Origin of the sequence: Paraburkholderia phymatum, assembly GCF_038900715.1 — a bacterium.
Classification (GTDB): domain Bacteria; phylum Pseudomonadota; class Gammaproteobacteria; order Burkholderiales; family Burkholderiaceae; genus Paraburkholderia; species Paraburkholderia phymatum_A.
In genome coordinates, this window is the sequence record NZ_JAYMRZ010000023.1 from 25,214 (window position 1) to 50,304 (window position 25,091).

Below are 25,091 nucleotides of genomic sequence, written 5' to 3' on the forward strand. Positions count from 1 at the left end.
CATGGCGCTGGCGTCGAACCGGAGGCGAAGGCTCGTGCTGCAGCGACCATTTTCGAGTTCCTTCGGGCGAAGGTCGGGACATCGTTACGGCCCATAGGAGCGGCCGCACTATAGAGCGCAGCCGGCTGTGTATCCGAATTGAGGCGCATCCGTCGCAGATGTGCAGCGAAGGTTGGTGACAGATCTATACACTAGCTTATAGCAAGCCAATTGGCTTCACGGTTCTAGGTGCGGTTCAGCCCAACCTTGCTAACCAAAGTTAAAGGAGCTTCTTACGTGTGCCCAACGATCGAACTTTTCGGCAGTGCCTGCGCTTGATACTCCAACGTCTCAACTCGCGCGGCGGAAAAAGCCACGTTTCGTGCGCGCGATCATCGGTATCGCCGTCGGCGCTCGGCGTCCCGTTTTTTTTCCGGCAACCGGATACCCTTGCGAACCCGGCGGCGCGGTAGTAACATGGCCGTGTTATTTCAGATGGCCATGTTAGTTAACGTGGCCGAGTGAAACATGAGCGATCGATACCTTTCTCTCGGAGCGGCTGACCGTCTGGCACGAAGCTCCCTGGATTCGCTGTTCGAAGGTAATGGCTGGCAGGTCGAGGAGGACCGTGAGACGGGTTGGATCGGAGATTTCGTTCTGACCGACCCTCACGGTCGGACGTATTACGCCGTATTGAAGACGTCGACGGAAGGGCGCTCCGACCGCGTGATACCACTTTTCTCGCAGGCTCTGTTGGAGGCACGCCTTCGATCGCAGCAAAATGGCGTCCGCCCGGCCGTTCTCATCTGGGTGGGAACCGCTTCGACGGCGCTCGTCAAAAAGCTCATGGATTTTCATCGCCAGTATGGGCAGGGTGAGCCCTTCGCCATACTGGCGGGCGAGCCGTTGTACGCTGACTTTCCCGGACTGGACCATGTGGCTGATGAACGTTCCGTTACCAGCGTGCGGCGCAGAAGCCATTCTGCGCCGCCGCCGCTCGTGTTCTCGGATCTCGCCCAGTGGATGCTCAAACTCCTGCTCGCGGCAGACATCAGCCGTGAAGGGATGATCAACGCCCCGGGCAGGACCTACCTCACGGCGACCGACCTCGCGCGCGAAGCTCGTGTATCTGTCATGTCTGCCACACGCCTCATCAATGCCCTGAAAGAAGAGAATTTCATCGAGTCCGCGCCATACTTGCGAGTCGTGCAGCGACGCAAACTGGCACAACGATGGAAAGCCGCGTACCTGAAGCCAGCTGTGGGGCTGCCCATGAAATATCTCGCGCCAGGCGTGCCTGAGGATCAGCAACTGCGAAAGCTTCTCAAGCGGGAAGGGGAAGAGGTGACGCTTGGCCAGTTCGCTGCGGCGGACGCGCTTGGCGTGGGGCACGTACGTGGCTTCATAACAACCCTCTGGGTGCCCGACCTCGCAGCCGCCGAGCATTGGCGGGGCCTGCGACTCATGCATGACGGCGAGCGGGCCGATGTGGTTTTGCGGCAGCACCCGTATCCGCAATCGCTAGGCCGGGGGCGCGTGCTTCATGAGGGGAAGTGGGTGTCCGACATCATCCAGACATGGCTTGACGTATCAGCTGATCCGTCGCGCGGTGCCGAGCAGGCGGCCGAGTTCGAGCACGGCGTTCTGGCGAACGTAGTAGGAGCGCGCGCGTGAGCGATCTGACGGAATTCAGCACGCTCGCGCTAACCCTCGAACCCTGGCGCAAGCAGATCGTATTTGTCGGCGGCTGGGCGTTTCGGCTCTACCACTACGAGCCGCGCGCCTACACGGCCGACTATAATCCGATCTTCACGCAGGATGCAGACGTGGCCTACGCGGAGCGCGAGCTGCTCGAAGGCGATATCAAGCAGGCGCTGGTTGCGGCGGGGTTCACGGAAGAGCCCAACTTTACTGGTGACTACAAGCCGCCAGCAATGCGCTACACCATGGGCGGCGACGCGAAAGGTTTCTATGCGGAGTTTCTCACCCCTCTCACGAACAGCGGGAAGAAGCGCGACCGGCAAGGGAGATTGAAAGATGACGCGACCGAATTGAAGGCTGGAGTGGTCGCGCAAAAGCTTCGTTACCTCGAAGTGCTGCTGTACAAGCCTTGGGTTGTGACCATCCCCGAGGATGATTCCGGGTTGGGCGAGGCAGTGGAAGCCGTTCGCGTGCCGAACCCGGTAAGCTTCATGATCCAGAAGCTGCTGATCCGCAAGAAGAGAGACGAACAAAACAAACTCGCGCAGGATGTGGTGTACATCCACGACACCCTGCAGATCTTCTACGCGGCGATTGAGACCGACCTCGTCCCGATCTGGAAGGAGCTCGATGGCACGCTGCATCCCAACCAGCAGAAATCCGTTCGCAATGGCGTCAAAGAACTGTTTTGGGAGATGAACGACGTCATCCGCGCAGCTGCGGAAATTCGGGGCAACGATCCCGCCCAGCTGCTACAGCTGTGCCAGGAAGGCTTCGAGGAAATTTTCGGCGAGGCTTAAAATCGTCATGGGTGACCGGCCCCGCCCAGTTGCGAGCGCACCCGTGAGGCGCGCATTTACGACGACTATGTCTTAAACATAGGCGCCACAGTCTCGCGACGCACCTGCTCGAACAAAAGGAGGATATCCGCGTGGTCCACGTGCTGCTCGGGCACAGGCATCGCCGAACGGCGCTTTTTCGCCGGTACCTGCTGAACGCTGATCTTCTTTGCCATGGTCGTGGTTGATTCACTCTCGAGTTAGGAGGCGCTTGCTATTCTGTTTATGGAGTGAGCAGGTGCATTCTGTGACGCGGCACGATTGCTGTGTCAGGAAAATGCCTTAAGACATGCACTGAAATGAACTTCCCGCAACGACGCCAGGCTCGGTGCATTCCGAGGGTGGCAGGCACTGCCGTTTTTTGTCCTCTCAGGTCGGCGAAAAGGTGAGGCTCTCCAGGAGTCGGGTCATCTAACTTCCACTCCTATCCCGGGTTGAATCAGCGTGCTCGCGACGCCGAGTGCCGGACGATCGGCTTTCACCGACGTCATCAACCACCCGTTACGGACATCCAGCTCGTAGGTCGGCCGCAGCTGGAGAGGTCGACACTAGCGTTTGCTCAATGCTGTGTGGCATAGTGCGGCCATCGCTATACCGAAGGGGGACAAATGGCAACGCTCGAAAAAGTGCAGGCACGAATCACAAAGCTTCAGGCGCAAGCTGATGCGCTCATCAGGAGTCAGTCGTCGACCGCCATCGCCAAGATTCGTGACCTGATGGAGAAGCATGGCCTGACCATCGCGGACATCGATGCACACTTAGGCAGCAAGAAACGCGGTCGTAAGCCAGGCGCCGCGGCGATCACCAAACCCACAGCTCCTGCGAGGTACCGCGATCCGAAGACGGGCGCTACCTGGACGGGACACGGCCGCGCTCCAGCATGGATTGCGAGTGCCAGGGACCGTACCAGGTTTCTGATTGACGACAGCGTCGCACAACCGGCTCCTATCGCCAGGAAGACGGCAAAACCCGGCAACTACGTGCGCGGACCCCAGGCTCCGAAATATCGCGATCCCAAAAGTGGCGCGACCTGGAGTGGGCGCGGTCGGGCACCGGCATGGCTGGCTGGCGCCAAGGATCGTTCGAAGTTTCTGATTGCTGGCGCGGAAGAGGGACTCCCGGCCTCGAAATCAGCTTCGGCCACGAAGGCAGCGGTGAAGAAAGCCGCGAGGAAAAAGCTGGTCGCAAAGAAGGGCAAGACAGTATTAACTCAATCTGCGCCGGCGAAGAAGGCCGCAGTCAAAAATGCCGTGGCGAAGAAGTCTGTGACGAAGAAAGCGCCGGCGAAAAAGGCACCGCACAGTCCAGAGGCGGTTGCACTGACCAGCGACATGGCTTCGGAAGCGGTCTCGGCCTGATTTCCGCAATTCATATGTCGCAAAGTGTTTGGTATGAGCAGGACGTCTTCGTCCTGCTCGAACAGTTCGGGTTTCTTTAACGAGCGACTGTCGGCGCGTCGCCGCTTCCCTGACCGCCGAAAAAGATCCCTCTACCATCTGAATACAAGCAAAACAGGGCGGCCGCGTCGCCAAGTCATAGCCAACAGCCCGGAGCGTATATCACGGCTTGGTGTAGCATTCGAGCGCAAGGTCTTTCGAAACCACGCCTCATTCACCTGATGACCAGAACGATCCCGTTTGCAAGAATCACCCAGGCGGCAGGCACGCGCCGGAGCAAGGCAATGCTGTTACCGATGCCGCGCGCCGGGGTTGACCGTGTCTGTCTGCAGGTACACGTCGCGCTTGATGCCATGCGGCGGGGCAGCGGCAACGTCAATGCTGCACAGACGCTATGCCAGGTGATGATCCTGACTGGCCTGCTGGCCGAAGCGGGATATGGCGAGGCGACATTCGAACAGATGCGGGACGCTGAAAGCATTCTTTCCGCCGCTTTCGATCATGGTCGCAATTTCCATGTATGGGCACTCGACGAAGAAGGATTTCGGCAATTCGCCGTGATCGTCGCGACATACGACTATCAGATGCAGCGCGCGCCGCTCGCGATAATCACCGACGCGGGTGACCGTCTGGAGCGTTTCCGTGCTGGTAAATCGTTCGACCAGATGGCGCGCAGGCACGCGTAACCGACTTCTACGACGCAGCACGTCCGTATCTGTCTCGATCTGGCTTCACAACCCGTTGCGGGTTTTTTGTTTTCGAGCCGCCGGTATACTGCACGGCTCGACCCCTACGAGAAATGCTTGTTCATGAAGGGAAGAATCGCTGATGGTGAAGCCCGCGACCGACTGATCGTCCGGATCCGCCGCAGGATGGAAGAAATTCGGCAGCACCCCGGAAGCGCTCGCCGAATCGACCCAGCACGATAAAGACCATCCACCGCTGTATCGCGACGCGCGCGACAACGAATGGAAGAACGGCCTCGGCGACATGCCAGACTGGCTGCGCACCGCGCAGAACGCCGGAGTCGGCGCCTTCTTCCAGATCGAAACGCAAGCACACGAGCCAGCCTTGGTCGAAAGCCAGACCGTCTCAGAGCAGAAAGGTGAACGTCGCCAGCTCGGCCTTTTCGCGTAATCCAGGCTGGTCGTCTCTTCCAGCAGGATCTGGCGGTAGAAGGGCGCAGAAGCGTCCGTGATAAGAGTTGCGTTGCCCGAGGGCCGCGTGGTCGTACTATCCAATACGGAAACCATGTCCGAAGAGTCGCACAACATTGACTCGCCAGACGCAAGTGGACCACGGCCTTCAGCCACCGCTTCCATCGCGGTTGCCCGGCAAGTGTATGGTCAATGTGGCGCGGCGCAGCAGCGATGCCAAAGCAACGATGCCAAGCTCCGCCCGCTCGATCCGAACGGCCGGGTAGGCGGGTTCACCGCAACGCTTCCAGACGGCGCTGGCAACGGATGGATCGGGCGAGACCTGGTCCACGGCGTGCGTTTGGCGAGAATGTTCAGGTCTGCGGGCGGCGAGGGCAGGCCTTGCCCCGCCGATGCAACAACAGGTTCAACCATGCTGTTATTTTATCTGTCCGCTGCGGGCGAACAGGGTTCGTAATTATGCTCTGCAGAGCATAAATTACCTTGCGGTTACCCTTGAACGAAAGGCGCGCGAGAGCGGGCTGCGCGTCGCCGACAGCAGCGCAGCACGATATTCTGCCTGTGATCGCAAAAGACTAGCATTCGTGCGGTTTGGTCTGTCCGAACAATGACACAGGCCGCCTGTTACCAGATAAATTGACTTCGGCTTTGCAGGCGCGCGCCGAAACCAGAACAGGACAGAACATGCTTGCAGATACTCAATGCGAAATGAACGCCGACGTGGACTAGGCACGCGTGCGCGAATCATATCCCGCGCAGCATCCGCTGCTTAATCTGAACAATGCAGCTGTCAGCCCGCCGCCGCTCGTCGTTGAGCAGGCGGTCATCGATGCCTACCGTTTCGTCAGCAAGAATCCTGACGTCAACATGTGGACCGGCCTCGACGCGAAGCTTCCGGACATCATGCGGCAGTTGGCGACGCTCGCCGATTGCGACGCAGAGGAGATCGCGCTCAACCGAAATGCGAGTGAGGGCCTTAGCGTTGCGATTTTCGGCATCGCCTTATCAGCTGGCGAACGCGTGCTCGTGTCGCCGTGGGACTATCCGAGCGCACTGGGTGGCTGGCAACAGCGCCAGACGCGCGAGGGCGTTGTCGTCGACGCAGTGACGTTCGATCTGCTTGCGAGCGATGAGGAAGTAGTCGCTGCATATTCATCTGCCATCCGCCCCGCCACGCGCGTGCTGCACCTGACGCATATGATTCACTGGACAGGCAGGGTACTGCCGGTCGCGCGCTTGTGTGCGCTCGCGCGGGAGCGCGGCATTATTACCATCGTCGACGCAGCGCAATCTTTTGCGCAGATGCCCATCAGCTTTCGCGAACTCGGCTGCGACTTCTTCGTGACGAGCCTGCATAAATGGCTCGGCGCGCCCGTTGGCAACGGCATGCTGATCATCAATCGACGACGTTTACGCGAAACCTGGCCATTGCTCGCTCCATTCGATGCCACGCCCGACACGGCGGACAAGTTCGATCACTGGAACCTGGGCACCTACAACTCGGCGCTGCAGGCCGGCATCGAACCGGCGATCCGCCTTCATCGGGAGATCGGTGTCGCGAATATTCATGCGCGATTAAGTGCGCTGACCCGCTACTGGACCGCGCGCGCCGCTGACATCGAGGGCTTGCGCATTCACACGCCGCTCGAGGCCGATACGCTCGGCGCTGTGAGCCTGTTTTCTATCGACGGCATCGATGCCGTGCGCCTCGAACGCACTTTGCGGCAACCGTTCTCGGTTCACGTCAAATACCGGCGCGTCGGCCAGCTGGAAGGTCTGCGTGTGTCGCCGCATATCTATATGAACGAAGCGGACCTGGATGTATTCGTGGATGCACTGCACGCGGCCGTTAAAGAGGCCAACTGAGCCGGTCGTGGTCGCCGCACCGATGTGAGTGACCGAAACGAACGTCAGCAATCTGAAGCGACACGTTTTATCAGCCGCACCTGCCTCAGCAACACGCACGTTCAGCTGTATATTGAGCGTCGCCGCGAGAACTGCACACACCTTCCGTTCGGGTCATTCCGGATGCCAAGCGGAATCAAACGGTGAAGGGGTCAACTGCGGTGAGCCAGTGCGTCTGTTCGCGGTTGCCCCCACCGCAGCCAGAAAACGCTGGTGACTGCTATCAACACCGCGGGCAAAATGACACCACATACCAGGCCCCATCCGTAAGTCGCCAACAGACCGCCCGACGCGAACGAGCCGACGACCATGGTGCCGAACACTACGAAGTCGTAAATGGACTGCACGCGAGGGCCTTCCGTCGGCGCGTGACATGCTAACACCAGGGCGGAAGCGCCCAGGAAGCCGAAGTTCCAGCCTAGGCCGAGCAGCATGAGCGCTACCCAGAAGTGATTCACCGACAAACCGGTCATGCCTGTGACGGAGGCCAGCGCAATCAACACCAACCCCGCCAGGCTGACAGTCGGCGCACCAACGCGAGCGATCAGCCGTCCCGTGAAGAAGCTCGGCAGATACATGGCGATCACGTGGACCTCGATGCCGTAGTTGGAGTGCACACGCGGAATACCGCACAACTCCATGGCCAGTGGCGCGGACGTCATCATGAAGTTCATCATCATGTAGCTCATGACGCCGCAGAGCATGGCGACTACAAAGCGCGGCTGCCGTACGATGACAGAGCTGTCCCGGCCCTGTGCATGGGCGGAGATCGGAGGCTGGTGTTCGAACCGCACGCCCATTAGCACGATCCCCGAGAGCACCGCGGCGCCGGCGGAGGCCAGGTAGGTGACCGCGTACGCATGCGGCGACCACAGATTCATGGTGGCTGTAACCAGCTGCGGTCCCAGTATGCCGGCGGCAACGCCCCCGGCCAGCACCGTCGACATGGCCCCGGCGCGACTCTCTGCTGGCACGCATTCGGCAGCTGCGAACCGGAACGTCAGCACCACGGCTGCGTATGCGCCACCAAACAGCATGGCGACGCAGAACAGGCTGAACGATGGAATGACCAGCGCGAACGCTGCCAACAGTCCGACGATGACGCCACAGGCATTGCCAAACAGCGCAGCAGCTTTCCTGCCGTAGCGCCTCGTCACTACGCCAACCGGAAGCGTTGCAGCTGCCATGCCGACAACGAAGATGGATACAGGCAATGTCGCCAGCGCCGGCGTCGGGGCAAGCATGTGGCCGATAATCGCGCCGGTGGCGTAGACGACAGTGGAGTTGGCGCCGGCCAAGGCTTGCGCAGTGGCCAAACGAACAACGTCGGCGTTGATTCTTGAAGTGGACATCAGGACGGGGTCACGCGCATCGGAGCGCTTCGGATAAAACGGGTCGACGCAAGTGTTGACTGCCTACGCGGAGATCTCGGCCTCATTCGAGTAACCAGAGATGAACGGTTTGCGCATGCTCGTCTGCGGGTCGAAGACGTGCCGCGAAATTCGTCCGATGTTCCCGCCGTAGACATGAACGCTGATCGAGACGCGATCATCATATGTGTTGGATACCCTGTGGATGTCGCCGGTATGGGGCGAAATACTCTCGACAGTTCCCGGTTTGAGGTAATCAACCCCGAGCGATCGCATCGGCTGGCCGGGCTCCCCGACTTGAAAACATTCGGCACGCTCGCCACCCCTGAGCAAACCGATCAGCGCCCAGACCGTGTGGTTATGGATCGGAGTCATCTGGCCCGGGCCCCAGACAAAGCTGACAACCGAAAAACGATCGGCCGGATCGGCGTGTAGCAGGTACTGCTGGTAGTACTGGGGATGTGGCTGCGCATACGCCTCGGGGAGCCAGTCATCGCGACGAACGATCTCGGCAAGGAGATCGTGTCCTGTGCCCAGGATTTGCGCTTCATCATCCGGGAACGTGTCAACGAGTAGCGTAAATTCGTGCACGAACTGTTTGAAGAGCGTAGCCGGAACGCGCATTACATGTCTCCTTGGCGGGGTGTCATTGTAGTCGGCGGTTCGCACTCTTGATCGGTCGATGGTGGCGAACCCTATAGCGATATCGATTGTCGACTCATGTCCTTTCCTGAGCAATTGAATCTGATTTCAAGTTGCGGACAGATTCTGGAGTCATCGAAACCATCCATACGCGTTATCGAACAGCACCTTTGAGCTCAGAGTGATATCGGCGAGCTTCCTGCCAGAACGCGTGAGCCGCAGGGGACAGTCGGTTCTGATTCAGGCACACCAATCCGATACGTCGGGACGTGCCAGGCGAAAGAGGACGGAATACCGTGCCAGAATACCGATCCGGCAGCGCCAGCTTGGCCAGAATCGAGATGCCCTTCCCACTGGCGACCAGCTCCAGTATCGACATCAGTTGCAGGAGCTCATACGTCACCCTGGGGCGCAGCCCATTTCTTGAGAACAGCCGGGTCACCAAAGCCTGCGACCCCGCACGGGTCAGGATGAACGGGTCAGCCGTCATTTCTTTGAGCGGAACGGTATCAAGTTTTGCCAGAGGGTGTCCAGAAGGCAAGACCGCGACGAGTTCATCGACGGCGAGCGTTTGCGAATCGACGTCCGTCTTGGGCAGCGTGACCGCCGCGAGTTCCAGGCGGCGCTCGATCAGGTCACGCGACGTCTGCTCGTCCGGCTTTTCTGTGACCACCACATCAACGCCAGGGTAGCGGGCCTTGAATCGCTCGATCAGCGGGGGCAGAACCCTGATCGTCGCACTGGCGCCGAACGAGCCCAAACGCAGCAGACCGGTCTTTAGCTCTGCACCGGCCAGCGCTGTGGTCTGGACGAGTTGAATGGATGCAAAGACGTCGCGGACGTGGGGAAGCACATGTTCGCCGGTATAGGTCAGCGTGACCCCTGCCGTATTGCGGTCAATCAACTCGGTTCCCAGCGCCTTTTCCAGAGCGCGCAGCGCATGACTCGTGGCCGAAGGTGACATACCGAGCTGCGCGCCGGCACTCGCTATGCCGTCTGAAGACGTGAGCGCCAGCAAAAGCTGAAGCTGCCGAAGTGTCGGTGTCGTTGTGCCGGATCGATGGCCCATTGAATTATTCCTCAAGCTTGTTTCTGCGCGTCTTCATGAAGCGCGGGTCGGAGTCCAGTGTTATGGCAAGTCCTGGTCCGTCGGGTACAGCATGGACTTCCAGTCCGTGAACATCATCGAGGAGGACGCCTGCCGAATTTACGCCGCTCCGCTCAGGTTGAAAAAAACCTCAATTGTCCATGAACGAGATGAACAAATATGATAACCCCAAGGTCAAGTTGATACCGGGATGATTGCAGGTCAACGGGTTACCCGCTGAGTCTTGACATCACGGGTTCCCTATGGAGGCATCGAGATGTCGACACGTGCGATACAAGACAGCTACCCGCCAGAGTTCGCTCACTGCTATGGCTGCGGTGCGCAAAATCCACACGGCCATCACCTCAAGAGCTATCTCGTGGGCGATGAAACGGTTGCCAGGTTCACGCCTGACATCCGGTATAGCGGCGGTGTTCCAGATCATGTCTATGGCGGGATGATCGCCTCGCTTCTCGACTGTCATGGCGCGGCATCCGCAGCCGCCTTTGCCTGTCAGAAAGAAGGGCCGGGGTCGGGTGATCTCTCTGAGCCGATCCGCTTCGTGACGGCGTCATTGAAGGTTGACTTCAAGCGGCCCGCACCACTTGGTGTTGAGCTGGTGATATGGGGGAGGCTTCGTTCACTTGAGGGACGAAAGGCCTGGATCGACCTGATTCTGAATGCAGGCGAGCTCACCTGCGCTGTCGGGGAAATGCTCGCGATCCGTCTGCCCGACCGAACAGACACCTAAGGACGATCCGACGGCAAAGTAAAGGGGATCCAGCGTCGAAAACATAAGAGCTACTAGGCCCGCCGACGCCACGCACAATTAACTATAGGAGACGAGATTGAATACTTCCGCTGAGTTGGACATGTCCGCCGGATTTGTCGGCAAGGTGCCGTTCACCAGATACGACCTTGGATGGGTCATCCTCTGCATCGGAATGGCAATCGGCGCCGGCATCGTTTTTCTGCCGCTTCAGGTTGGTATCACCGGTATCAGGGTGTTTGCTGCGTCGGTGGCGCTGTCGTATCCCGCGCTGTACATGATGCAGGAGCTATATCTGCAGACGCTGTCAGGCAGCACGGAATGCGAGCATTACGCGGGAATCGTTACCCAGTATCTCGGAAGGAACTGGGGCATCTTTCTGGCGGTAGTGTACTTTTTCATGTTGCTCAAAGGCATGCTGACCTATTCCATGGCGGTGACCTTTGATGCGGCGAAGTACCTGCAGAGCTTCGGTATGACCATAGGGCTGCTCTCGGACAGTCCGTTCTTCTCGCTGGCCATTCTGTGCCTGCTGGTCCTGGTCGCCGCGCAGGGCGAGAAGCTGATCTTCAGGGTGTCCGGCCCGCTGGTGCTTTTCAAGCTCGGCGTGGTCGTGTTGTTGGGCGTGGTGATGATTCCCCATTGGGATGTCCGCGCGAATCTGCCGTCGCTGCCGGAGTTCAAACGGTTCGTGATCGACACCATTCTCACTGTGCCGTTCACCTTGTTCTCCATCCTCTTCGTGCAGATCCTCAGCCCCATGAACATCGCTTTCCGAAAGGTGGAGAAGGACTCGCGCGTCGCTACGTATCGCGCCATTCGCGCCAACCGCATTGCGTTCGCCATCCTGGCCGTCGCGGTCCTGTTCTTTGCCACGTCGTTTGCGTTGGCACTCTCGCACGAGCAGGCGCTCTCGGCCAGGGCGCAAAACATCTCGGCGCTCGCACTGGCTGGTAGCGTGATCCATGGAGATGGTGTGCTGTACATGACCGCAGCCCTGAATGTGTTCGCAATATTAACCGCCTTCCTTGGCATCTACCTGGGCTTCGAGGAATCTATCAAAGGCATGGTCATGAACGTCCTGACGCGTATCGTTCCGCAGGAACGCGTCAATGCCCGCCTCGTATCTGCCGGCGTTTGCGTGTCTATTGTGCTCGGGCTCTGGTTCTGGGTACAGACGCGCTTCTCCATCCTGTTGCTGCAACAGTTGGCATCGCCCATCTACGGTATTGCGTCGTTCATCATTCCGTGCGTTCTGGTGTACAAGGTGCCCGCGCTTCGGAGATACGTATCCTCCAGAGTTTGGTACGTGTTTGTGTTTGGCGTGATCGTGTGCCTGTCGCCCGTGCTCAAGGCACTGGGCTACTGAAGTTGCCCCCGACGCGGCTTTCGCGAACTACGCAAGACAGAAAGAGGTAAAGAGCAATGACTCAGAATCGAAGTGCGCTGGCGGCTAGCGCAACATGGTTTGATTTCGACACCGTGGTGGACCGCAACCGTAGCAATTCACTCAAGTGGGGGAACCCGGCCGGCGCCATGACGGATGTTCAGGCACAGGCCAAGCCATTGCCCATGTGGGTGGCGGACATGGATTTCATGTCTCCGCCGGCGGTGATCGAAGCGCTGCACGAAGCCGTTTCGCACGGCATTTACGGGTACCCGGCTGGCATGACGAAAGGTTACGTCGACGCCGTGATCGGGTGGCAGCAAAAGCGCTTCGGCTGGGATGTGCCTCCTGGATGGGTAGTGCCGGTCGCCAGCGTCATTGCGGCGCTTAAAACTGTCATGCAGGCGTTCTCACAGCCTGGCGATTCGGTTCTGATCCAGCCGCCGGTCTATGTGCACTTTCATCACGATGTGGTCATCAATGGTCGCCACGTCACCGCGGCACCACTGCATTTCGATGGGCGGCGCTATCGCTTTGACGCCCAGGTGTTCGAAAACGCGATTCAAGACAACACCAAGATCTTCATTCTGTCCAACCCGCACAACCCGACGGGCAATGTGTGGACAGAAGAGGAACTGCGCACCATGGGCGAGATCTGCATGAACCACGGGGTGCTCGTGATCGCCGACGAAATTCATTGCGACTTTGTGTACGGTGCCGGAAGGAAGCACACACCGTTTGCCTCACTGGATCGACGATTCGCTCACAACAGCATCACCTGCACTTCGGCGAGCAAGACCTTCAACCTGGCCGGACTGCAATGCGGCAACATGTTCATTGCCGATAAGGTCAAGCGGGACGAGGTGATCCGCACGGTCGAGAGGAACCACAACACCCGCATCAACCTGCTCGGGATGGTGGCTACCGAAGCCGCCTTCACGCATGGCGCGACCTGGGTAGACGCGCTGGTGACCTACATCGCCCGGAACCAGCAGCACTTTGCCGAGCGCATCAATGCGCTCGATGCTGGCCTGAGGGTGATCGACATGGAATCGCTCTACCTGGCGTGGATTGACTGCCGCGCGCTTGGAATGACGCCGGAGGAGCTCGAAGACTTCATGCTCATCAAGGGCCGCGTGTGGCTTGATAAGGGCCCGAAGTTTGGCGTGGAAGGTCACGGCTTCATGCGCGCGAATCTCGGCTGCCCCCGCCAGACGGTCGACCTGGCGATTGCGCGAATATCGGAGGCGCTTGCGCAGCGTTGAGTGCCATTTTGCAGGGTGGTTGCGAAGCTGAAGGAAATTGGAGACGAAGATGATTAATGACTGGGCTGAACTGCTTTCGAATCAACGTGCTGCCGGGGCAAATCTGCTGAAAGCGAACGCGCCGGTGGGCAAGGCATTCTTTGGTCTGAACGAGTCGTTGAATGAGAGCAAAGCGCTTGACCTCAAGACACGTGAGCTCATCGCACTGGCCGTGGCAGTCACCACACGATGTGAGGGTTGTATCGCTTCACATGCTGCAGCAGCGCAAAGAGCGGGCGCAACGAAACAGGAGGTTGCGGAGGCGCTTGGAACCGCCATTGCCCTTAATGCGGGCGCCGCGTTTGTCTATTCCGCGAGAGCGATGGAGGCTTTCGGTCAGTTTGATACCTGAGGGCAGGTACCGCGCGGAAGTCAATGCGCGGGAGCCACGCGCGGCGCCAGAAAGCCGAAAGGTTTTGGATGTAACCAACCCTCCACTGAGGCCGATGTTGCTGTCGCATCTTGCGCGCAGCGGCGCGGTGAACTATTCCGACGGAAATATGGCATGAAATCTGGACAGACGACAGCACTGGCAGGCATCAGGGTCCTCGATCTCTCCCGCATCCTGGCGGGTCCAAGTGCGACCCAGCTTCTTGGTGACCTCGGCGCCGATGTCGTCAAGGTTGAGAGACCTGACGAAGGTGACGATACGCGCAAATGGGGCCCACCGTACGTACGCGGGAAGTCGGGCGAGGAAACGGAAGAGAGCGCCTATTATCTCGCGGCCAATCGGAACAAGCGTTCGATCGCTATCGACATCGGATCGGACGCAGGTCGGCAACTCGTCCATCAACTGATTGCACACGCCGATGTGCTGGTCGAGAACTACAAGGTGGGCGGCCTGGCCAGATACGGCCTGGCGTACGAGCAGATCAGGGATCAATATCCGCGCCTGATCTACTGCTCGGTCACAGGGTTCGGGCAGACGGGCCCCTACGCCAGCCGACCCGGCTATGACTTTTTGATCCAGGGCATGGGCGGCATCATGAGCCTCACCGGGGTGCCGGACGGTGAACCAATGAAGGCTGGTGTTGGGATCGCGGACGTCATGACTGGCATGTATGCCGCCGTCGGCATCCTCGCGGCCCTCCAGCATCGGGAGCGAACGGGCGAAGGGCAGCACATCGATATTTCCCTGCTCGATACGCAGATTTCCTGGCTCGTCAATGCAGGAACGAATTATCTGGCTGATCGTCAGCTACCGGCCCGCCTGGGCAACGGCCACCCCAACATCGTTCCATACCAGGTGTTCTCAACGGCGGATGCACCGATGATCCTTGCCGTTGGCAACGATGCACAGTTTGGGCGGTTCTGCGAGGTCGCCGGGATCAACGAACTCGCGTCCGACGAACGCTTCGCGACGAACCCGATGCGAATTCGCAATCGCACAGCACTGTGCGAACTGATCGATAACACCTTACGAACACGGCATCGCGCGACATGGCTGCAGCAGCTGGAGGCAGTCGGGGTCCCGTGCGGGCCTGTGAACAATCTGGAAGACGTATTTGCCGATCCACACGTCAAAGCTCGCGGTGCCGAGTTGCACATGCCCTGTGACTGGGCGATGGATGGGGAGCTTCGTCTTCTGGCAAATCCGCTGAGGATGTCGGCTACGCCCCCGAGCTACAGGCGACCGCCGCCACGGCTGAACGAGCATGCTGCCGAAGTACTAACGGATTGGCTTGGAACAAATCAATCGCTACAGGAGACGCCATGTACGACCTGACCGCCGGGCAGTTGACTCTGCAGGCACAAGCGCGGGAGCTCGCGCAAACGGTATTTGCCTCGACCGCCACCAATACGGACCTCACGGAGGAGTATCCATGGGACAACGTCACAGCACTGCGCGACGCGGGGTTCATGGGCATGACATTGCCAAGGAGCCTGGGTGGGCGTGGTTTGTCTTACCTGGACACCGTGATCGTTATTGAGGAAATGGCCAAGGCGTGCGCCACCATGGGCCGCATCACCGTCGAGGCCAACATGGGCGCAATCGGCGCTATCGCCAGGTATGGGACGCCCGAACAACTGAAGTTGGCCGCAGAGCTGGTTCTGTCGGGGGACAAGCCCGCGATCTGTATCTCTGAGCCCAACGCTGGCAGCGCTGCCAGCGAAATGACCACGCGTGCCGACAGGAAGGGGGATGACTACATCCTCAATGGCGAGAAATACTGGATCACGGGCGGTGGCGTTTCCAGGCTGCACCTGATTTTCGCGCGTGTGTTCGACGATGGCGTGGAGCAAGGCATCGGTGCATTCATCTGCGTGCGGGATGGCAACGCACCGGCCGGTCTTGTGGTCGGCCGGAGGCTTTACGCGATGGGTGTGCGCGGCATCCCTGAAACCCATCTCGAGTTCCGCGACCTCAAGGTGCACAGGTCGATGCTCGTGATGCCACCCGGCGGGCTGAAGCGAGGTTTCGCGGCGCTGATGACCGCCTACAACGCGCAGCGCGTCGGTGCCGGAACGGTCGCCCTGGGCATCGCACAGGGTGCCTTTGAGGAAGGTATGGCGTATCTAAAATCGCGTCAGCAGTTCGGTCGACCGATTGCCGAGTTTCAGGGACTGCAGTGGATGTTGGCCGACATGTCAACTCAACTGGAGGCCGCTCGATTGCTGTTGCGTTCTGCGGCATGCAGCGGCGCGGAGTTTCCGGATATTGACAAGGCGGCACGGGCGAAGATTTTTGCGGCCGAGACAGCCAACAAGGTCACCAACGACGCTTTGCAGTTCTACGGCTCATCTGGCTACGGGCGCCGCAATGCGATGGAGCGTCACGTACGTGATGCCCGCATGTTCACCATTGCAGGCGGTACAGCACAGATTCTGCGCACACAGGTCGCGGCCACACTTCTCGGCATGAAACTGCCGCAGACACGCGATGGGTACCTGAAGGCGGCACAGAGCAAAGAGGCCTGAGCGAGTTCCAGCCGCGAGGCACGTGGGCCACGTGCTTCGCTATCGATAACCGCCCCATCGATCTTTTTCTCCATCTGTGTCGCGCTTTTTACGACCGGGGCGCTCGACCCCGGCGAGGTACATATGAATCGTCAATTGCTTTTATGCATCGGCCGTGCGGGTACCTGCATGGGCACGATGGCATTTGCGGGTGCATTGCCCGTACTGCGTTCAGCCTGGCACATGGATGCAACGACTGCCGGCGCGATCCAGACCGCGTTCAATCTCTCCAACGCCATTGCGCTTCTAGTGGCTTCCTGGCTCTCCGATAGCTTGGGAGCCAGGCGTATGTATCTCGTCTGTACATGGGCAGGCGCTGCTGCCCTGGTCGTGTTCGCTATCTTCGCGAGGTCCCCGCATTCCGCGGGAATCCTGATCGTCTTCGTGGGGCTCACGCAAGGCGGCGCTTACACTCCAGCGCTGCTGCTCGTCTCGGACCTGAGCTTGCCGGCAGAACGCGGGCGCGCGATGGGACAGGTTCTGGCGGCCGGTTCATTCGGCTACCTCCTTTCTGTCGCTCTCTCGATGTGGGTGGCGAAGTCATGCGGCCCGTCGGCGGCCTTTGCTCTGTGCGCCATCGGCGCCCTGGCCGGCGCGATCGTTGGCCAGTTCAGCCTTAAAGACGTCGAGAACCGACGACATGAGCGTAAGGCGGCGGCGTCTGCGGAGCCAATGCGCTGGAGCAGCATTTTCGGTCCCACGTCTTTATGTCTTCTGGTCGGCTACATTGCCCATTGTTGGGAGTTGCTGGGTAGCTGGGCGTGGACTCCGACGCTGTTGGCGACTGCACTTCAACCGTCCGGCCTTGGCGCAATGTCCACCAGCCTGATTGTGGGCGGAACGGTGCACCTGTCGGGGATGATTGCCACGGGAGTCGTCGGCGCGTTGTCGGACCGATGGGGCCGGTCACGCGTGCTGGTGTACGTTGGTGCAATGGGCGCCTTGTGCTCGATGCTGATCGGTTGGTCCGCGCAGTGGGGTGCCGGCTGGGTGATCGCGCTCGTGGCCATCGGCAGCTTTTTCATTCTTGCCGATTCGGGCGTACTTTCAGCGGCCATGACGGACGAGGTGCCGGCAGCCTATCTGGGCCGCGTGATGGGTGTCAGATCGATTCTCGGGTTCGGCGCTGGAGCGCTTGCGCCCATGACATTCGGAGCAACGCTCGATTGGACGCATCAGTGGGGGTGGGCGTATATGTCACTCGCTGCTGGTGGGCTCCTCGCGTTCATCGCTGCCCTGACGTTGCGAAAAATCAACCAGCCAACGGCATGCATGTCGATCGCAACGAGATCCGTTTCCTAACCCGAATATCAGCAGCGCCTGCGCTGACGGGACATCTGACTGCGTCGGCGTCAGACGCTTCGTCGTCGCCCCGCTAGGCCACATGTGCGTGGCCTTATAAGTGGACGAGCCGCAACGGTCGACGGCGCTTGCAGCGCGAGCAAGCCGATTCCGTCAAAATTTGTCAGCCCTTTTGCATGCGGCCTCATTTCAGTCGTGAGCTGAGTCCTGGGGGGACTGCACCATACCGCAGTCCGTCGACGAACAGGGCCACCAGCCTGCGAGCGTCGGGAGGATCGGGGCATTCGAGTGGAGCGCAGAGGGCAGCCACCGCGCACAGCAGCTCGTCGGGCTGTATCCCTTTGCGAATGTCGCCCGAAGCGATCGCCGCATCGAGGAGACTCTGAACGACCGGGCGGAGTCGCTCCAGGAAATATGAAGGCAAGGCCTTAAAGGCGGGGTCGCCGGAATTCAGGGCGGCGGCAAGTCCACGCCTCGTCGTCACGAATCCAACATAGATATCTATCCATCCCACCAATGCCTCCCCGGCGCCAAGCGTGGCGGCAAGTTCAACGCCCGCATCCGCGCAGGCATCCACTTCGCTGCACAAAGCAGCAACGACGAGGTCGGAACGTTGCGGAAAGTGGCGGTAGATCGTGCCGATACCCACTCCCGCCTTTTGCGCGATCTCCCGCACTGGCGCATCGATTCCCGAGGATTCGAAGACAGCCAGCGCGGTTCGCAGCAACGTGTCGATGTTGCGTCGCGCGTCCGCGCGCACCGAACGCGGAGCACGTTCGCTGTCCGTCCTATTTGTCTTGCTGCTCAAGTCATTTCCCTCTTGTTAAGCGGAACAATGTTCCGTATAGTCTGCAACCGGAGCGATGTTCCGCTTACATTCTAACGTAAGCGAATCGCGCTCGCCCATCATTTTTGAACGGAGCAGACATGCACAGCAGACCCGTGGCACTCGTTACCGGTGCAAACAAGGGAATCGGCCTTCAGATTGCGAAAGATCTGGCGTCGAAAGGCTTCAAGGTACTCGTCGGAGCGCGCAAGCTGGACCTCGGCGTGGCGGCAGCGAAAAGCGTGGGAGCAGAGGCTCAGGCCCTCCAGCTGGATGTGACGGATCAGGCGTCGATTGCGGCAACGGCTGCGCAGATCGAAGAGACGCTGGGTCGTCTTGATGTGCTGGTCAACAATGCGGGGATCTCGCGTCCAATCAAGCCGGGGATGTCCGTCGAAGAAATGAAGGACGGGGATAAGGTGAGCCGTGTGTCAGTCGACGATATGCGCTTGGTGTTCGAGACCAACGTGTTCGGGGTTGTCGCAGTCACGCAGGCAATGCTGCCGCTTCTTCGAAAAGCACCGGCGGGCCGCATCGTCAACGTTTCGAGCGCAGGTGGCTCTCTCACGCTGAAGGACAACCCCGCGGATTACTCGCGACAGTACGTCGGGGTGTACCAAACGTCGAAATCCGCACTCAATGCAGTGACGCAGGCGTTCGCCATCGAACTGGAGGGAACCGGCATCAAGGTCAATGCGGTCTGTCCGGGGTTCACCGCAACGGATCTGAGCAACTATGCCCCCGGGGCTGGATCCGTTGAGGATGCGGCACGGGAGCCCGTTCGCCTCGCACTCCTTGACGCGAATGGGCCGACTGGCACATTCTCGAACGCCGCGGGTCCGCTTCCCTGGTGAGGTGGTCTCCGAAAACGCCAAGGCTAGCTGAACCATGATCGTCTGACCGCACGGCCGGGTCTGGCGCGCCTCATCGATGATGAACGCGCCGTCCCGATCGGCAGACGGACCGGCATCGTTCAACCCTCGCCAAACCCGTCGTCTGGGTGCAGCGCTTCGAGCGGCTCGATGATCGTCCTCACCGAGTGAGCTCCGTGACAAATTCGTCAATCCGGTCGAGCGCGTCCAGCACCCGGTCGGGCAAGGTGCCTTCGCGTCGCGACGGCACCGATGGGGTGCGCCATTCAGCACCGACTGCGCCATGCTGCGGATCTCCAGGAGATCGTCGCGTATCCCCTCGGGATCATCAAGTTGGTGGCGGATGCGATCGACGATATCGACGGTGGCCAGCAGGCGGGTTGTGTCGTAGTTCGATTCGAGCCGCTCGAGCAGGCGGTGTCGACATCGCCGAAACAGGTCGTCGTGGTGGCCGTGCGTGCAGTCATGAACGGGATGCCTAGGTACGGGCAGCCTGGCCGAACAGCGGATCCCTGATCCGGGCTTCCGGCCGACGATCCAGGTGCAGTTTGTAGTGACCGAAGCGCCGGATGTTGTGGGTCGGATACGGGCTCAGAAACTCGATATCCTCCGCGCGCACTTTCTCGCCGTTTGCCGCCATCTCGCGCAGCGCCTGCATCATGTCAGCCGTGTTTTGCAAAATCACGGCCGACGCGATCAGGTCGTTGTAGCGAAGCCGCTTCTGCTGCTCCTCTGGCTCGTTCTCGGCGATCACGTCCCCTCCGAATGACAGCCACTTCGAGAAGCCATTGTACGACTCGATCTTGATGCCCCTATTTGCTGCCGAGCTTCTCATTGAGCAGCGCCCAGGTCATCATTCCAAGCACACCCAGCGGCAAACCCTTCGGGTGTCACCGCTAGCAGACTATGCATCAGGAAGCCACACCCGTTATCGGCTGTCCAGTAACCCAATCCTTCTGTGGCGCGAAGATGCGATAGGTTGAATTCGGTCGTGTCCTGTAGCGCCAGCACCACCGGTACCTGGTTCATGCGCCCCAAGGCGGCGTATTCCCGTACGCGTCACGGGCATCGATCTCGGCCCCGAATGCAACCAACTCCTTAAGGACCTCGTGGTTGTCATTCAGTGCGGCCTTTGTGTAGCGCCGTCGCTCCCTTGGAGCGTCGTTTGACGTCGTTCTGCCGCATTCAAAAAGGTGGAAGCGGTCGCAACCGTGCGCCGCATACAACATGGCGTCCCGATTGCTCCTGGCGCGCCCGCCGTCTCAACGCCCCTCGTGCACAAAGCGGACCGGCATCCATGAGCCATGCTCACTGCTCCATGAGAACATACCATTGTTGCCCCGCATTTCGCGCTGCTAGTCTAGCTGCAATACGAGGTCACGCCGCCGGCGTGCCGTCTATTGCGGATGGAAGTCATCGTGAAGCTTCGTTGTGAAATGCCAGCAAGCGGCGCAGGTGGTGCAGGAAAAGTCGGATCGATTTTCGATGAAGTTATCGACCGCAAAAGCTCCAATTCACTCAAGTGGGCGTTCGGCGAGAAGTTGCTGACGGCACAGGAATTCGCGGCCGATCCGCTGCCGATGTGGGTGGCGGATATGGATTTCAGGGCGCCGCAAGTCGTCATCGATGCACTGCATGAGGCCGTTGAGTTCGGTGTATTCGGGTATTCACGCGGAGCGACCGAGAGCTACGTCTGCGCAATAACCGGCTGGCAGGCAAAGCGCTTTGGCTGGGAGGTCCCGAGCGAGTGGGTGCTTCAATCCAGCGGCATCATCACCGCGTTGAAAACAGCCATCCAGGCGTTCTCTTCGCCGGGTGACTCGGTCCTGATTCAGCCGCCCGTGTATGCGCATTTTCACGACGATGTTCTGCTGAACGGGCGCCAGCTGACCTGTGCGCCGCTCGAGCGCACGGGAACCGTATATCGCTTTGACGAAAAGACGTTCGAAGCAGCGATCAGGCACAACACGAAACTCTTCATTCTGAGCAATCCGCACAATCCGACGGGCAACGTCTGGTCGGAAGGCGAACTGCGTGCGATGGGGGAAATCTGCCTGCGACATGGCGTGCTCGTGATTTCGGACGAGATTCACCAGGATCTCATCGTGAATCCATTCAAGAAACACATCCCATTTGCGTCGCTCGGGAAAGTGTTTGCGGAGAACAGCATCACCTGCACCGCGCCGAGCAAGACCTTCAACCTGCCGGGACTTCAAAGCGCGAATCTTTTCGTGCCCAATCGCTGCATTCGCGACGAATTGCGTCGGCAGTTCGACAGGAACATGTACCCATCCGTCAACACGCTGGGGATGGTCGCCGCCGAAGCCGCTTATTCTCGTGGTGAGCCGTGGCTCGAAGAGTTACTGCGGTATCTGCGTGAAAATCACACGTACTTCCGAAATGCGGTCCACAGCCTCACGTCGAAGATCGAGGTTCTACCTGCCGATTCGCTGTACCTTGCCTGGATGGATTGCCGGGGACTGGCGATGGACCCCGACGTCCTCAAGCATTTCATGCTGACGGGCGCGCGACTGTGGCTGGACAACGGGCCGAAGTTTGGCATCGAGGGGCATGGGTACATGCGCGCAAACCTTGGCTGTCCGCGTTCCACCGTGGACGAAGCAATTCGCCGTCTGACCACCGCGCTCGCTGAACTCTGAAACAGCAATTGGCGAGAGCGAACTAGCGTCCCGTTCAACGACGGCGCGACGAAAATCCATGCGTGGTCGCATCCGTGCAACACCCGATGCGCTGAGCCGATGCTAACGCCGAAAGCGGCGTGACACAGGACTACGATGCACGGGGCACCCCTTTAGACGACCTACATCGGACAGCGCGATTGGCACGGCCATCGACGCTACGGAAAGTGATTTGTTCCGGAACCTGGGAAAGCAAGATAGATAATTAGGATGACGATATAAATATAAGAAGCCTGTGCAGCCGAAGAAGCTGACTATGGCTCAAAGACAGCGATGCATAACGGTGTGCGCGCCAGGCGTTCCACGCCCAGCTTGCGATCTGACCTTCTTTCCAACCTGAAAAAAACAACAATCGATCAACTTCCTTGGAGGCGACATGAACAACAACATCGAAGCACAGGCATACGAGCGGGAAGATCTGAAAAGAGATCTTAAGAACCGCCATATCCAGATGATTGCCATCGGCGGCGCAATTGGCACAGGACTGTTCTACGGATCTTCCTGGGCAATCAGAACGGCTGGTCCGGCCATTCTGCTGGTCTTTCTGCTTGCCGCTATCGCGATCTATTTCGTCATGCGGGCACTCGGTGAAATGGCCGTGGAAGAGCCGGTGTCCGGTTCCTACGTGTCGTATTCGAACCGCTACATTCACCGCTTCGCAGGCTTTCTGAACGGTTGGAACGCATTCATCTTTCTGCTCGCCACCAGTGCGGCCGACCTGAATGCGTTGGGCAATTACGTTCATTTCTGGTTCCCGCACATTCCGATCTGGGTGACGGCCGGCGCCGCGGTATCGCTGATGTTTGTCGTCAATATGATCGGCGTCAAGATATACGGCGAGGCGGAGTTCTGGTTCTCGCTCGTCAAGGTGATCGCGATCGTCGCCATGATCATTTTTGGCGTCGGCATGATCGTGTTTGGCATCGGCAACAACGGCGTGCCCGTCGGTTATCACAACCTGGTCGACCACGGCGGATTCTTTGCCAAGGGAGCGAGCGGCACATTCCTCGCGGTCGTGATGGTCGCGTTCTCATTCGGCGGTGTCGAAAATCTCGGTCTCGCGGCCGGCGAAGCGAAGGATGTCAAAACGACGATGCCGAAGGCTGTCAATGCCACGTTCTGGCGACTGCTGATTTTCTACGTCGGTGCGATCGCGGTTCTGCTGATGGTTTTCCCGTGGACGTCGTTGACGACGAAGGGTAGCCCGTTCGTCGAGGTCTTCACGAAGATCGGCATTCCGGCCGCAGCGAGCATCATGAATCTGGTCGTGATCATGGCCGTGCTGTCGGCAGTCAACGCGAGCGTGTTCACGAATAGCCGCACGTTCTACAACCTGTCGCTGCAGAAGAACGCACCGGCCTTTCTCGGCGTCACCAATTCACGCAAGGTGCCGCACCGTGCAATCCTGATGGTGTTTGCCGCGATGTTCGCGGGCGTGCTGCTGAACTACATCATGCCTGAGCAGGCGTTCGAACTCTTCTCTTCGGTGACTGTGTTCGCGTTGGTCTGTGCATGGGGCTCAATCGTCATCAGCCATCTCAGGTTCCGGAAGCTGAAGATCCAGAACGGGGAAGAACACCAGATCGCGTACCGGATGCCGTTCTACCCCTACAGCAACTACATCGCGCTCACTTTCGTGGTGGCGGTGCTGGTCGGTATCGCGATCCTGCCGGATATGCGCATGTCGCTGGTTGTTTCGGCCGTCTGGGTGCTGGTCGTGTATGCGGCCTACCGGTTCTACGTCCGCAAGGACGTGTCTCAGGCGCGTGACGAACTTGAAGTCGGCAAGCCGGAGGATCAACTGGCCTGAGAGCCATCCGGTGCCCGCGCGGAGCATCGAAACGATTTCGCGACTTCCTTAAGCCTATGAGGGCGGACTACCACGGACCACCGTGGCAGCCGCCCCTTAATGCATTGACGCGTGCCGCGCGCTGATTTGCCATCATTCGCTGGCGACACGGGCAGTTGGCGACGCAGACCGGTTTCCCGCCTCCTCGCCACGACCGCGCATATAGACCTGCGGGCTGCTGCCCATTTCGAGACGAAACGCATACACGAATGCCGATGTCGAGCCGTAGCCAAGCTCCATCGCTGTGCGGGTGACGCCCATGCCGCCGCCAAGCAGTTCGATCGCCCTGAACAGCCTCATTCGGCGGCGCCACGACCGCAAGCTCATCCCCGTCTCGCTGACGAAACGTCGCGCCAGCGTGCGGGCCGACATGCCTAGCACGCGCCCCCAGTCTTCCGGTCCACGCGGATCTGCCGGATCTGAATAAAGCGCTTCGCAAAGCGTCGCGAGCGCGCCGTCTCTCGGCCACGGCAACGCGGTCGGCAGTGGCCGCGTGCGCCGGAGCTGGTCGAGAATGAGATGGGTGATTCGACCGGCATAGCCGTCATCGTCTTGCCGCCCTTCGATGGCCGCCGCTTCGATGATGAGCGCCTTCAGCAGCGGCGAAACCGCGAACACCATCGGAGCCGTGCCTGCGAGCGCGCGGCCGGTCTCTTCGGCTATCCACAGACTGCGAAACTCAGCGCCGAGAAGCGAACCCACTTTGTGACGAAGCCCGGTCGGCAACCACACGGCCTGCTCCGGAGAGATCACGAGCGACCCGCCTTCCGATATTACCGTCAACGCCCCGGAAATCGCGTAGACCATCTGATGCCAGCGATGCGAGTGCTCCGGAAAGAAGTGACGCGCCGGAATGAACTGCGCACGGACTGTGAGCGGTGCGGGAGGCATGGCGTCCGCCGGGGCTTCGATTGTTTCCCAGTTCATGTCGTTCGTCCGATTGGCAGATATTCTATACATTCTGGCTACCAGTCGAAATACTGTCACGGGAAAACCGGGTTTAATGACCTTCCCGCGTTTTGAAGCGCTACAGGGCCGGTCGCAACTG

Annotated in this window: 22 protein-coding genes and 2 pseudogenes; 15 read left to right on the top strand and 9 right to left on the bottom strand. The window is 59.6% G+C overall.

Annotation, left to right across the window (positions count from 1 at the left end; translation table 11 throughout):
- Positions 1-507 precede the first annotated feature (507 nt).
- Together VSR68_RS32435 and VSR68_RS32440 are read left to right on the top strand one after the other, a co-directional pair.
- Positions 508-1,653, top strand: a complete 1,146-nt coding sequence (locus VSR68_RS32435; RefSeq protein ID WP_342937543.1) for an RpiR family transcriptional regulator — start codon at positions 508-510, stop codon at positions 1,651-1,653.
- The gene (locus tag VSR68_RS32440) at positions 1,650-2,480 is read left to right on the top strand and encodes a GSU2403 family nucleotidyltransferase fold protein (RefSeq protein WP_342937542.1); all 831 of its coding nucleotides are present in this window, start codon (positions 1,650-1,652) and stop codon (positions 2,478-2,480) included. Before VSR68_RS32435 ends, VSR68_RS32440 begins: the two co-directional genes overlap by 4 nt.
- 65 nt (positions 2,481-2,545) lie before the next feature.
- Here VSR68_RS32440 and VSR68_RS32445 read toward each other — a convergent pair whose 3' ends face one another.
- Positions 2,546-2,695 carry a hypothetical protein gene (locus VSR68_RS32445; RefSeq protein ID WP_342937541.1) on the bottom strand — a complete coding sequence of 50 codons (150 nt, stop codon included), beginning with the start codon at positions 2,693-2,695 and terminating at the stop codon, positions 2,546-2,548.
- 432 nt (positions 2,696-3,127) lie between these two features.
- On the opposite strand from VSR68_RS32445, the gene VSR68_RS32450 reads away from it, so the two are divergent.
- Both VSR68_RS32450 and VSR68_RS32455 read left to right on the top strand, forming a co-directional pair.
- Positions 3,128-3,877: an H-NS family nucleoid-associated regulatory protein gene (locus tag VSR68_RS32450; protein WP_342943690.1), complete on the top strand. Its 750-nt coding sequence runs from the start codon at positions 3,128-3,130 to the stop codon at positions 3,875-3,877.
- 260 nt (positions 3,878-4,137) lie between these two features.
- The gene (locus tag VSR68_RS32455) at positions 4,138-4,602 is read left to right on the top strand and encodes a hypothetical protein (RefSeq protein WP_342937539.1); all 465 of its coding nucleotides are present in this window, start codon (positions 4,138-4,140) and stop codon (positions 4,600-4,602) included.
- Between the two features lie 45 nt (positions 4,603-4,647).
- Here the strand turns inward: VSR68_RS32455 and VSR68_RS32460 are convergent, their stop codons facing one another.
- A complete protein-coding gene (locus VSR68_RS32460) occupies positions 4,648-5,238 on the bottom strand; it encodes a hypothetical protein (protein WP_342943691.1) in 591 nt (196 codons plus the stop codon).
- A 570-nt stretch (positions 5,239-5,808) separates the two neighbouring features.
- Between VSR68_RS32460 and VSR68_RS32465 the strand changes: the two genes are divergently transcribed.
- Complete coding sequence (locus VSR68_RS32465; RefSeq protein WP_342943692.1) at positions 5,809-6,939, top strand: aminotransferase class V-fold PLP-dependent enzyme; 1,131 nt, start codon at positions 5,809-5,811, stop codon at positions 6,937-6,939.
- Between the two features lie 191 nt (positions 6,940-7,130).
- On the opposite strand, the gene VSR68_RS32470 is transcribed toward VSR68_RS32465, so the two are convergent.
- The 3 genes from VSR68_RS32470 to VSR68_RS32480 form a co-directional block, all read right to left on the bottom strand.
- The gene (locus tag VSR68_RS32470; RefSeq protein WP_342943693.1) at positions 7,131-8,330 is read right to left on the bottom strand and encodes an MFS transporter; all 1,200 of its coding nucleotides are present in this window, start codon (positions 8,328-8,330) and stop codon (positions 7,131-7,133) included.
- 63 nt (positions 8,331-8,393) lie between these two features.
- On the bottom strand, positions 8,394-8,972 hold the full coding sequence (locus VSR68_RS32475; protein ID WP_342943694.1) for a cysteine dioxygenase: 579 nt from the start codon (positions 8,970-8,972) through the stop codon (positions 8,394-8,396).
- A gap of 172 nt (positions 8,973-9,144) precedes the next feature.
- A complete protein-coding gene (locus VSR68_RS32480) occupies positions 9,145-10,059 on the bottom strand; it encodes a LysR family transcriptional regulator (RefSeq protein ID WP_342943695.1) in 915 nt (304 codons plus the stop codon).
- Between the two features lie 295 nt (positions 10,060-10,354).
- Here VSR68_RS32480 and VSR68_RS32485 point away from each other — a divergent pair, with 295 nt between their 5' ends.
- The 7 genes from VSR68_RS32485 (at position 10,355) to VSR68_RS32515 (ending at position 17,797) form a co-directional block, all read left to right on the top strand.
- The gene (locus VSR68_RS32485; RefSeq protein WP_342937533.1) at positions 10,355-10,828 is read left to right on the top strand and encodes a PaaI family thioesterase; all 474 of its coding nucleotides are present in this window, start codon (positions 10,355-10,357) and stop codon (positions 10,826-10,828) included.
- Positions 10,829-10,925: 97 nt separating this feature from the next.
- Positions 10,926-12,215 (top strand): transporter, encoded by a 1,290-nt coding sequence (locus VSR68_RS32490; RefSeq protein WP_342943696.1) that lies wholly within the window; start codon positions 10,926-10,928, stop codon positions 12,213-12,215.
- A gap of 56 nt (positions 12,216-12,271) precedes the next feature.
- The gene (locus VSR68_RS32495; RefSeq protein ID WP_342937531.1) at positions 12,272-13,498 is read left to right on the top strand and encodes a MalY/PatB family protein; all 1,227 of its coding nucleotides are present in this window, start codon (positions 12,272-12,274) and stop codon (positions 13,496-13,498) included.
- A gap of 49 nt (positions 13,499-13,547) precedes the next feature.
- Positions 13,548-13,889, top strand: coding sequence for a carboxymuconolactone decarboxylase family protein (locus VSR68_RS32500; RefSeq protein ID WP_342937530.1), 342 nt, complete (start codon positions 13,548-13,550; stop codon positions 13,887-13,889).
- A 153-nt stretch (positions 13,890-14,042) separates the two neighbouring features.
- A complete protein-coding gene (locus VSR68_RS32505) occupies positions 14,043-15,263 on the top strand; it encodes a CaiB/BaiF CoA-transferase family protein (protein WP_342943697.1) in 1,221 nt (406 codons plus the stop codon).
- Complete coding sequence (gene acdA, locus VSR68_RS32510; protein ID WP_342943698.1) at positions 15,251-16,456, top strand: 3-sulfinopropanoyl-CoA desulfinase; 1,206 nt, start codon at positions 15,251-15,253, stop codon at positions 16,454-16,456. The genes VSR68_RS32505 and acdA overlap by 13 nt, the downstream gene beginning before the upstream one ends.
- Before the next feature lie 123 nt (positions 16,457-16,579).
- On the top strand, positions 16,580-17,797 hold the full coding sequence (locus VSR68_RS32515) for an MFS transporter (RefSeq protein WP_342937527.1): 1,218 nt from the start codon (positions 16,580-16,582) through the stop codon (positions 17,795-17,797).
- Between the two features lie 184 nt (positions 17,798-17,981).
- Here VSR68_RS32515 and VSR68_RS32520 read toward each other — a convergent pair whose 3' ends face one another.
- Complete coding sequence (locus VSR68_RS32520; RefSeq protein WP_342943699.1) at positions 17,982-18,605, bottom strand: helix-turn-helix domain-containing protein; 624 nt, start codon at positions 18,603-18,605, stop codon at positions 17,982-17,984.
- Positions 18,606-18,724: 119 nt separating this feature from the next.
- On the opposite strand from VSR68_RS32520, the gene VSR68_RS32525 reads away from it, so the two are divergent.
- Positions 18,725-19,477 (top strand): SDR family oxidoreductase, encoded by a 753-nt coding sequence (locus VSR68_RS32525; RefSeq protein WP_342943700.1) that lies wholly within the window; start codon positions 18,725-18,727, stop codon positions 19,475-19,477.
- Between the two features lie 119 nt (positions 19,478-19,596).
- Here VSR68_RS32525 and tnpC read toward each other — a convergent pair.
- Positions 19,597-19,962: pseudogene (gene tnpC, locus VSR68_RS32530) on the bottom strand (Tn3 family transposase post-transcriptional regulator TnpC).
- A gap of 11 nt (positions 19,963-19,973) precedes the next feature.
- Positions 19,974-20,342, bottom strand: a pseudogene (locus tag VSR68_RS32535) (Tn3 family transposase); the annotation flags it as partial.
- Positions 20,343-20,901: 559 nt separating this feature from the next.
- Between VSR68_RS32535 and VSR68_RS32540 the strand changes: the two are divergent.
- Both VSR68_RS32540 and VSR68_RS32545 read left to right on the top strand, forming a co-directional pair.
- Positions 20,902-22,155, top strand: coding sequence for a MalY/PatB family protein (locus VSR68_RS32540; protein ID WP_342943701.1), 1,254 nt, complete (start codon positions 20,902-20,904; stop codon positions 22,153-22,155).
- Positions 22,156-22,570: 415 nt separating this feature from the next.
- Positions 22,571-24,004, top strand: coding sequence for an amino acid permease (locus VSR68_RS32545; RefSeq protein WP_342943702.1), 1,434 nt, complete (start codon positions 22,571-22,573; stop codon positions 24,002-24,004).
- Positions 24,005-24,136: 132 nt separating this feature from the next.
- On the opposite strand, the gene VSR68_RS32550 is transcribed toward VSR68_RS32545, so the two are convergent.
- Positions 24,137-25,003 carry a helix-turn-helix transcriptional regulator gene (locus tag VSR68_RS32550; RefSeq protein WP_342943703.1) on the bottom strand — a complete coding sequence of 289 codons (867 nt, stop codon included), beginning with the start codon at positions 25,001-25,003 and terminating at the stop codon, positions 24,137-24,139.
- Between the last annotated feature and the right edge of the window lie 88 nt (positions 25,004-25,091).

Excerpts from the sequence above, each read along its gene's own strand:
- VSR68_RS32435 (WP_342937543.1), top strand. The coding sequence starts at position 508 with ATGAGCGATCGATACCTTTCTCTCGGAGCGGCTGACCGTCTGGCACGA.
- VSR68_RS32445 (WP_342937541.1), bottom strand. The coding sequence starts at position 2,695 with ATGGCAAAGAAGATCAGCGTTCAGCAGGTACCGGCGAAAAAGCGCCGT.
- VSR68_RS32450 (WP_342943690.1), top strand. The coding sequence starts at position 3,128 with ATGGCAACGCTCGAAAAAGTGCAGGCACGAATCACAAAGCTTCAGGCG.
- VSR68_RS32455 (WP_342937539.1), top strand. The coding sequence starts at position 4,138 with ATGACCAGAACGATCCCGTTTGCAAGAATCACCCAGGCGGCAGGCACG.
- VSR68_RS32460 (WP_342943691.1), bottom strand. The coding sequence starts at position 5,238 with ATGGAAGCGGTGGCTGAAGGCCGTGGTCCACTTGCGTCTGGCGAGTCA.
- VSR68_RS32470 (WP_342943693.1), bottom strand. The coding sequence starts at position 8,330 with ATGTCCACTTCAAGAATCAACGCCGACGTTGTTCGTTTGGCCACTGCG.
- VSR68_RS32475 (WP_342943694.1), bottom strand. The coding sequence starts at position 8,972 with ATGCGCGTTCCGGCTACGCTCTTCAAACAGTTCGTGCACGAATTTACG.
- VSR68_RS32480 (WP_342943695.1), bottom strand. The coding sequence starts at position 10,059 with ATGGGCCATCGATCCGGCACAACGACACCGACACTTCGGCAGCTTCAG.
- VSR68_RS32485 (WP_342937533.1), top strand. The coding sequence starts at position 10,355 with ATGTCGACACGTGCGATACAAGACAGCTACCCGCCAGAGTTCGCTCAC.
- VSR68_RS32495 (WP_342937531.1), top strand. The coding sequence starts at position 12,272 with ATGACTCAGAATCGAAGTGCGCTGGCGGCTAGCGCAACATGGTTTGAT.
- VSR68_RS32500 (WP_342937530.1), top strand. The coding sequence starts at position 13,548 with ATGATTAATGACTGGGCTGAACTGCTTTCGAATCAACGTGCTGCCGGG.
- VSR68_RS32505 (WP_342943697.1), top strand. The coding sequence starts at position 14,043 with ATGAAATCTGGACAGACGACAGCACTGGCAGGCATCAGGGTCCTCGAT.
- acdA (WP_342943698.1), top strand. The coding sequence starts at position 15,251 with ATGTACGACCTGACCGCCGGGCAGTTGACTCTGCAGGCACAAGCGCGG.
- VSR68_RS32515 (WP_342937527.1), top strand. The coding sequence starts at position 16,580 with ATGAATCGTCAATTGCTTTTATGCATCGGCCGTGCGGGTACCTGCATG.
- VSR68_RS32525 (WP_342943700.1), top strand. The coding sequence starts at position 18,725 with ATGCACAGCAGACCCGTGGCACTCGTTACCGGTGCAAACAAGGGAATC.
- VSR68_RS32540 (WP_342943701.1), top strand. The coding sequence starts at position 20,902 with ATGGAAGTCATCGTGAAGCTTCGTTGTGAAATGCCAGCAAGCGGCGCA.
- VSR68_RS32545 (WP_342943702.1), top strand. The coding sequence starts at position 22,571 with ATGAACAACAACATCGAAGCACAGGCATACGAGCGGGAAGATCTGAAA.
- VSR68_RS32550 (WP_342943703.1), bottom strand. The coding sequence starts at position 25,003 with ATGTATAGAATATCTGCCAATCGGACGAACGACATGAACTGGGAAACA.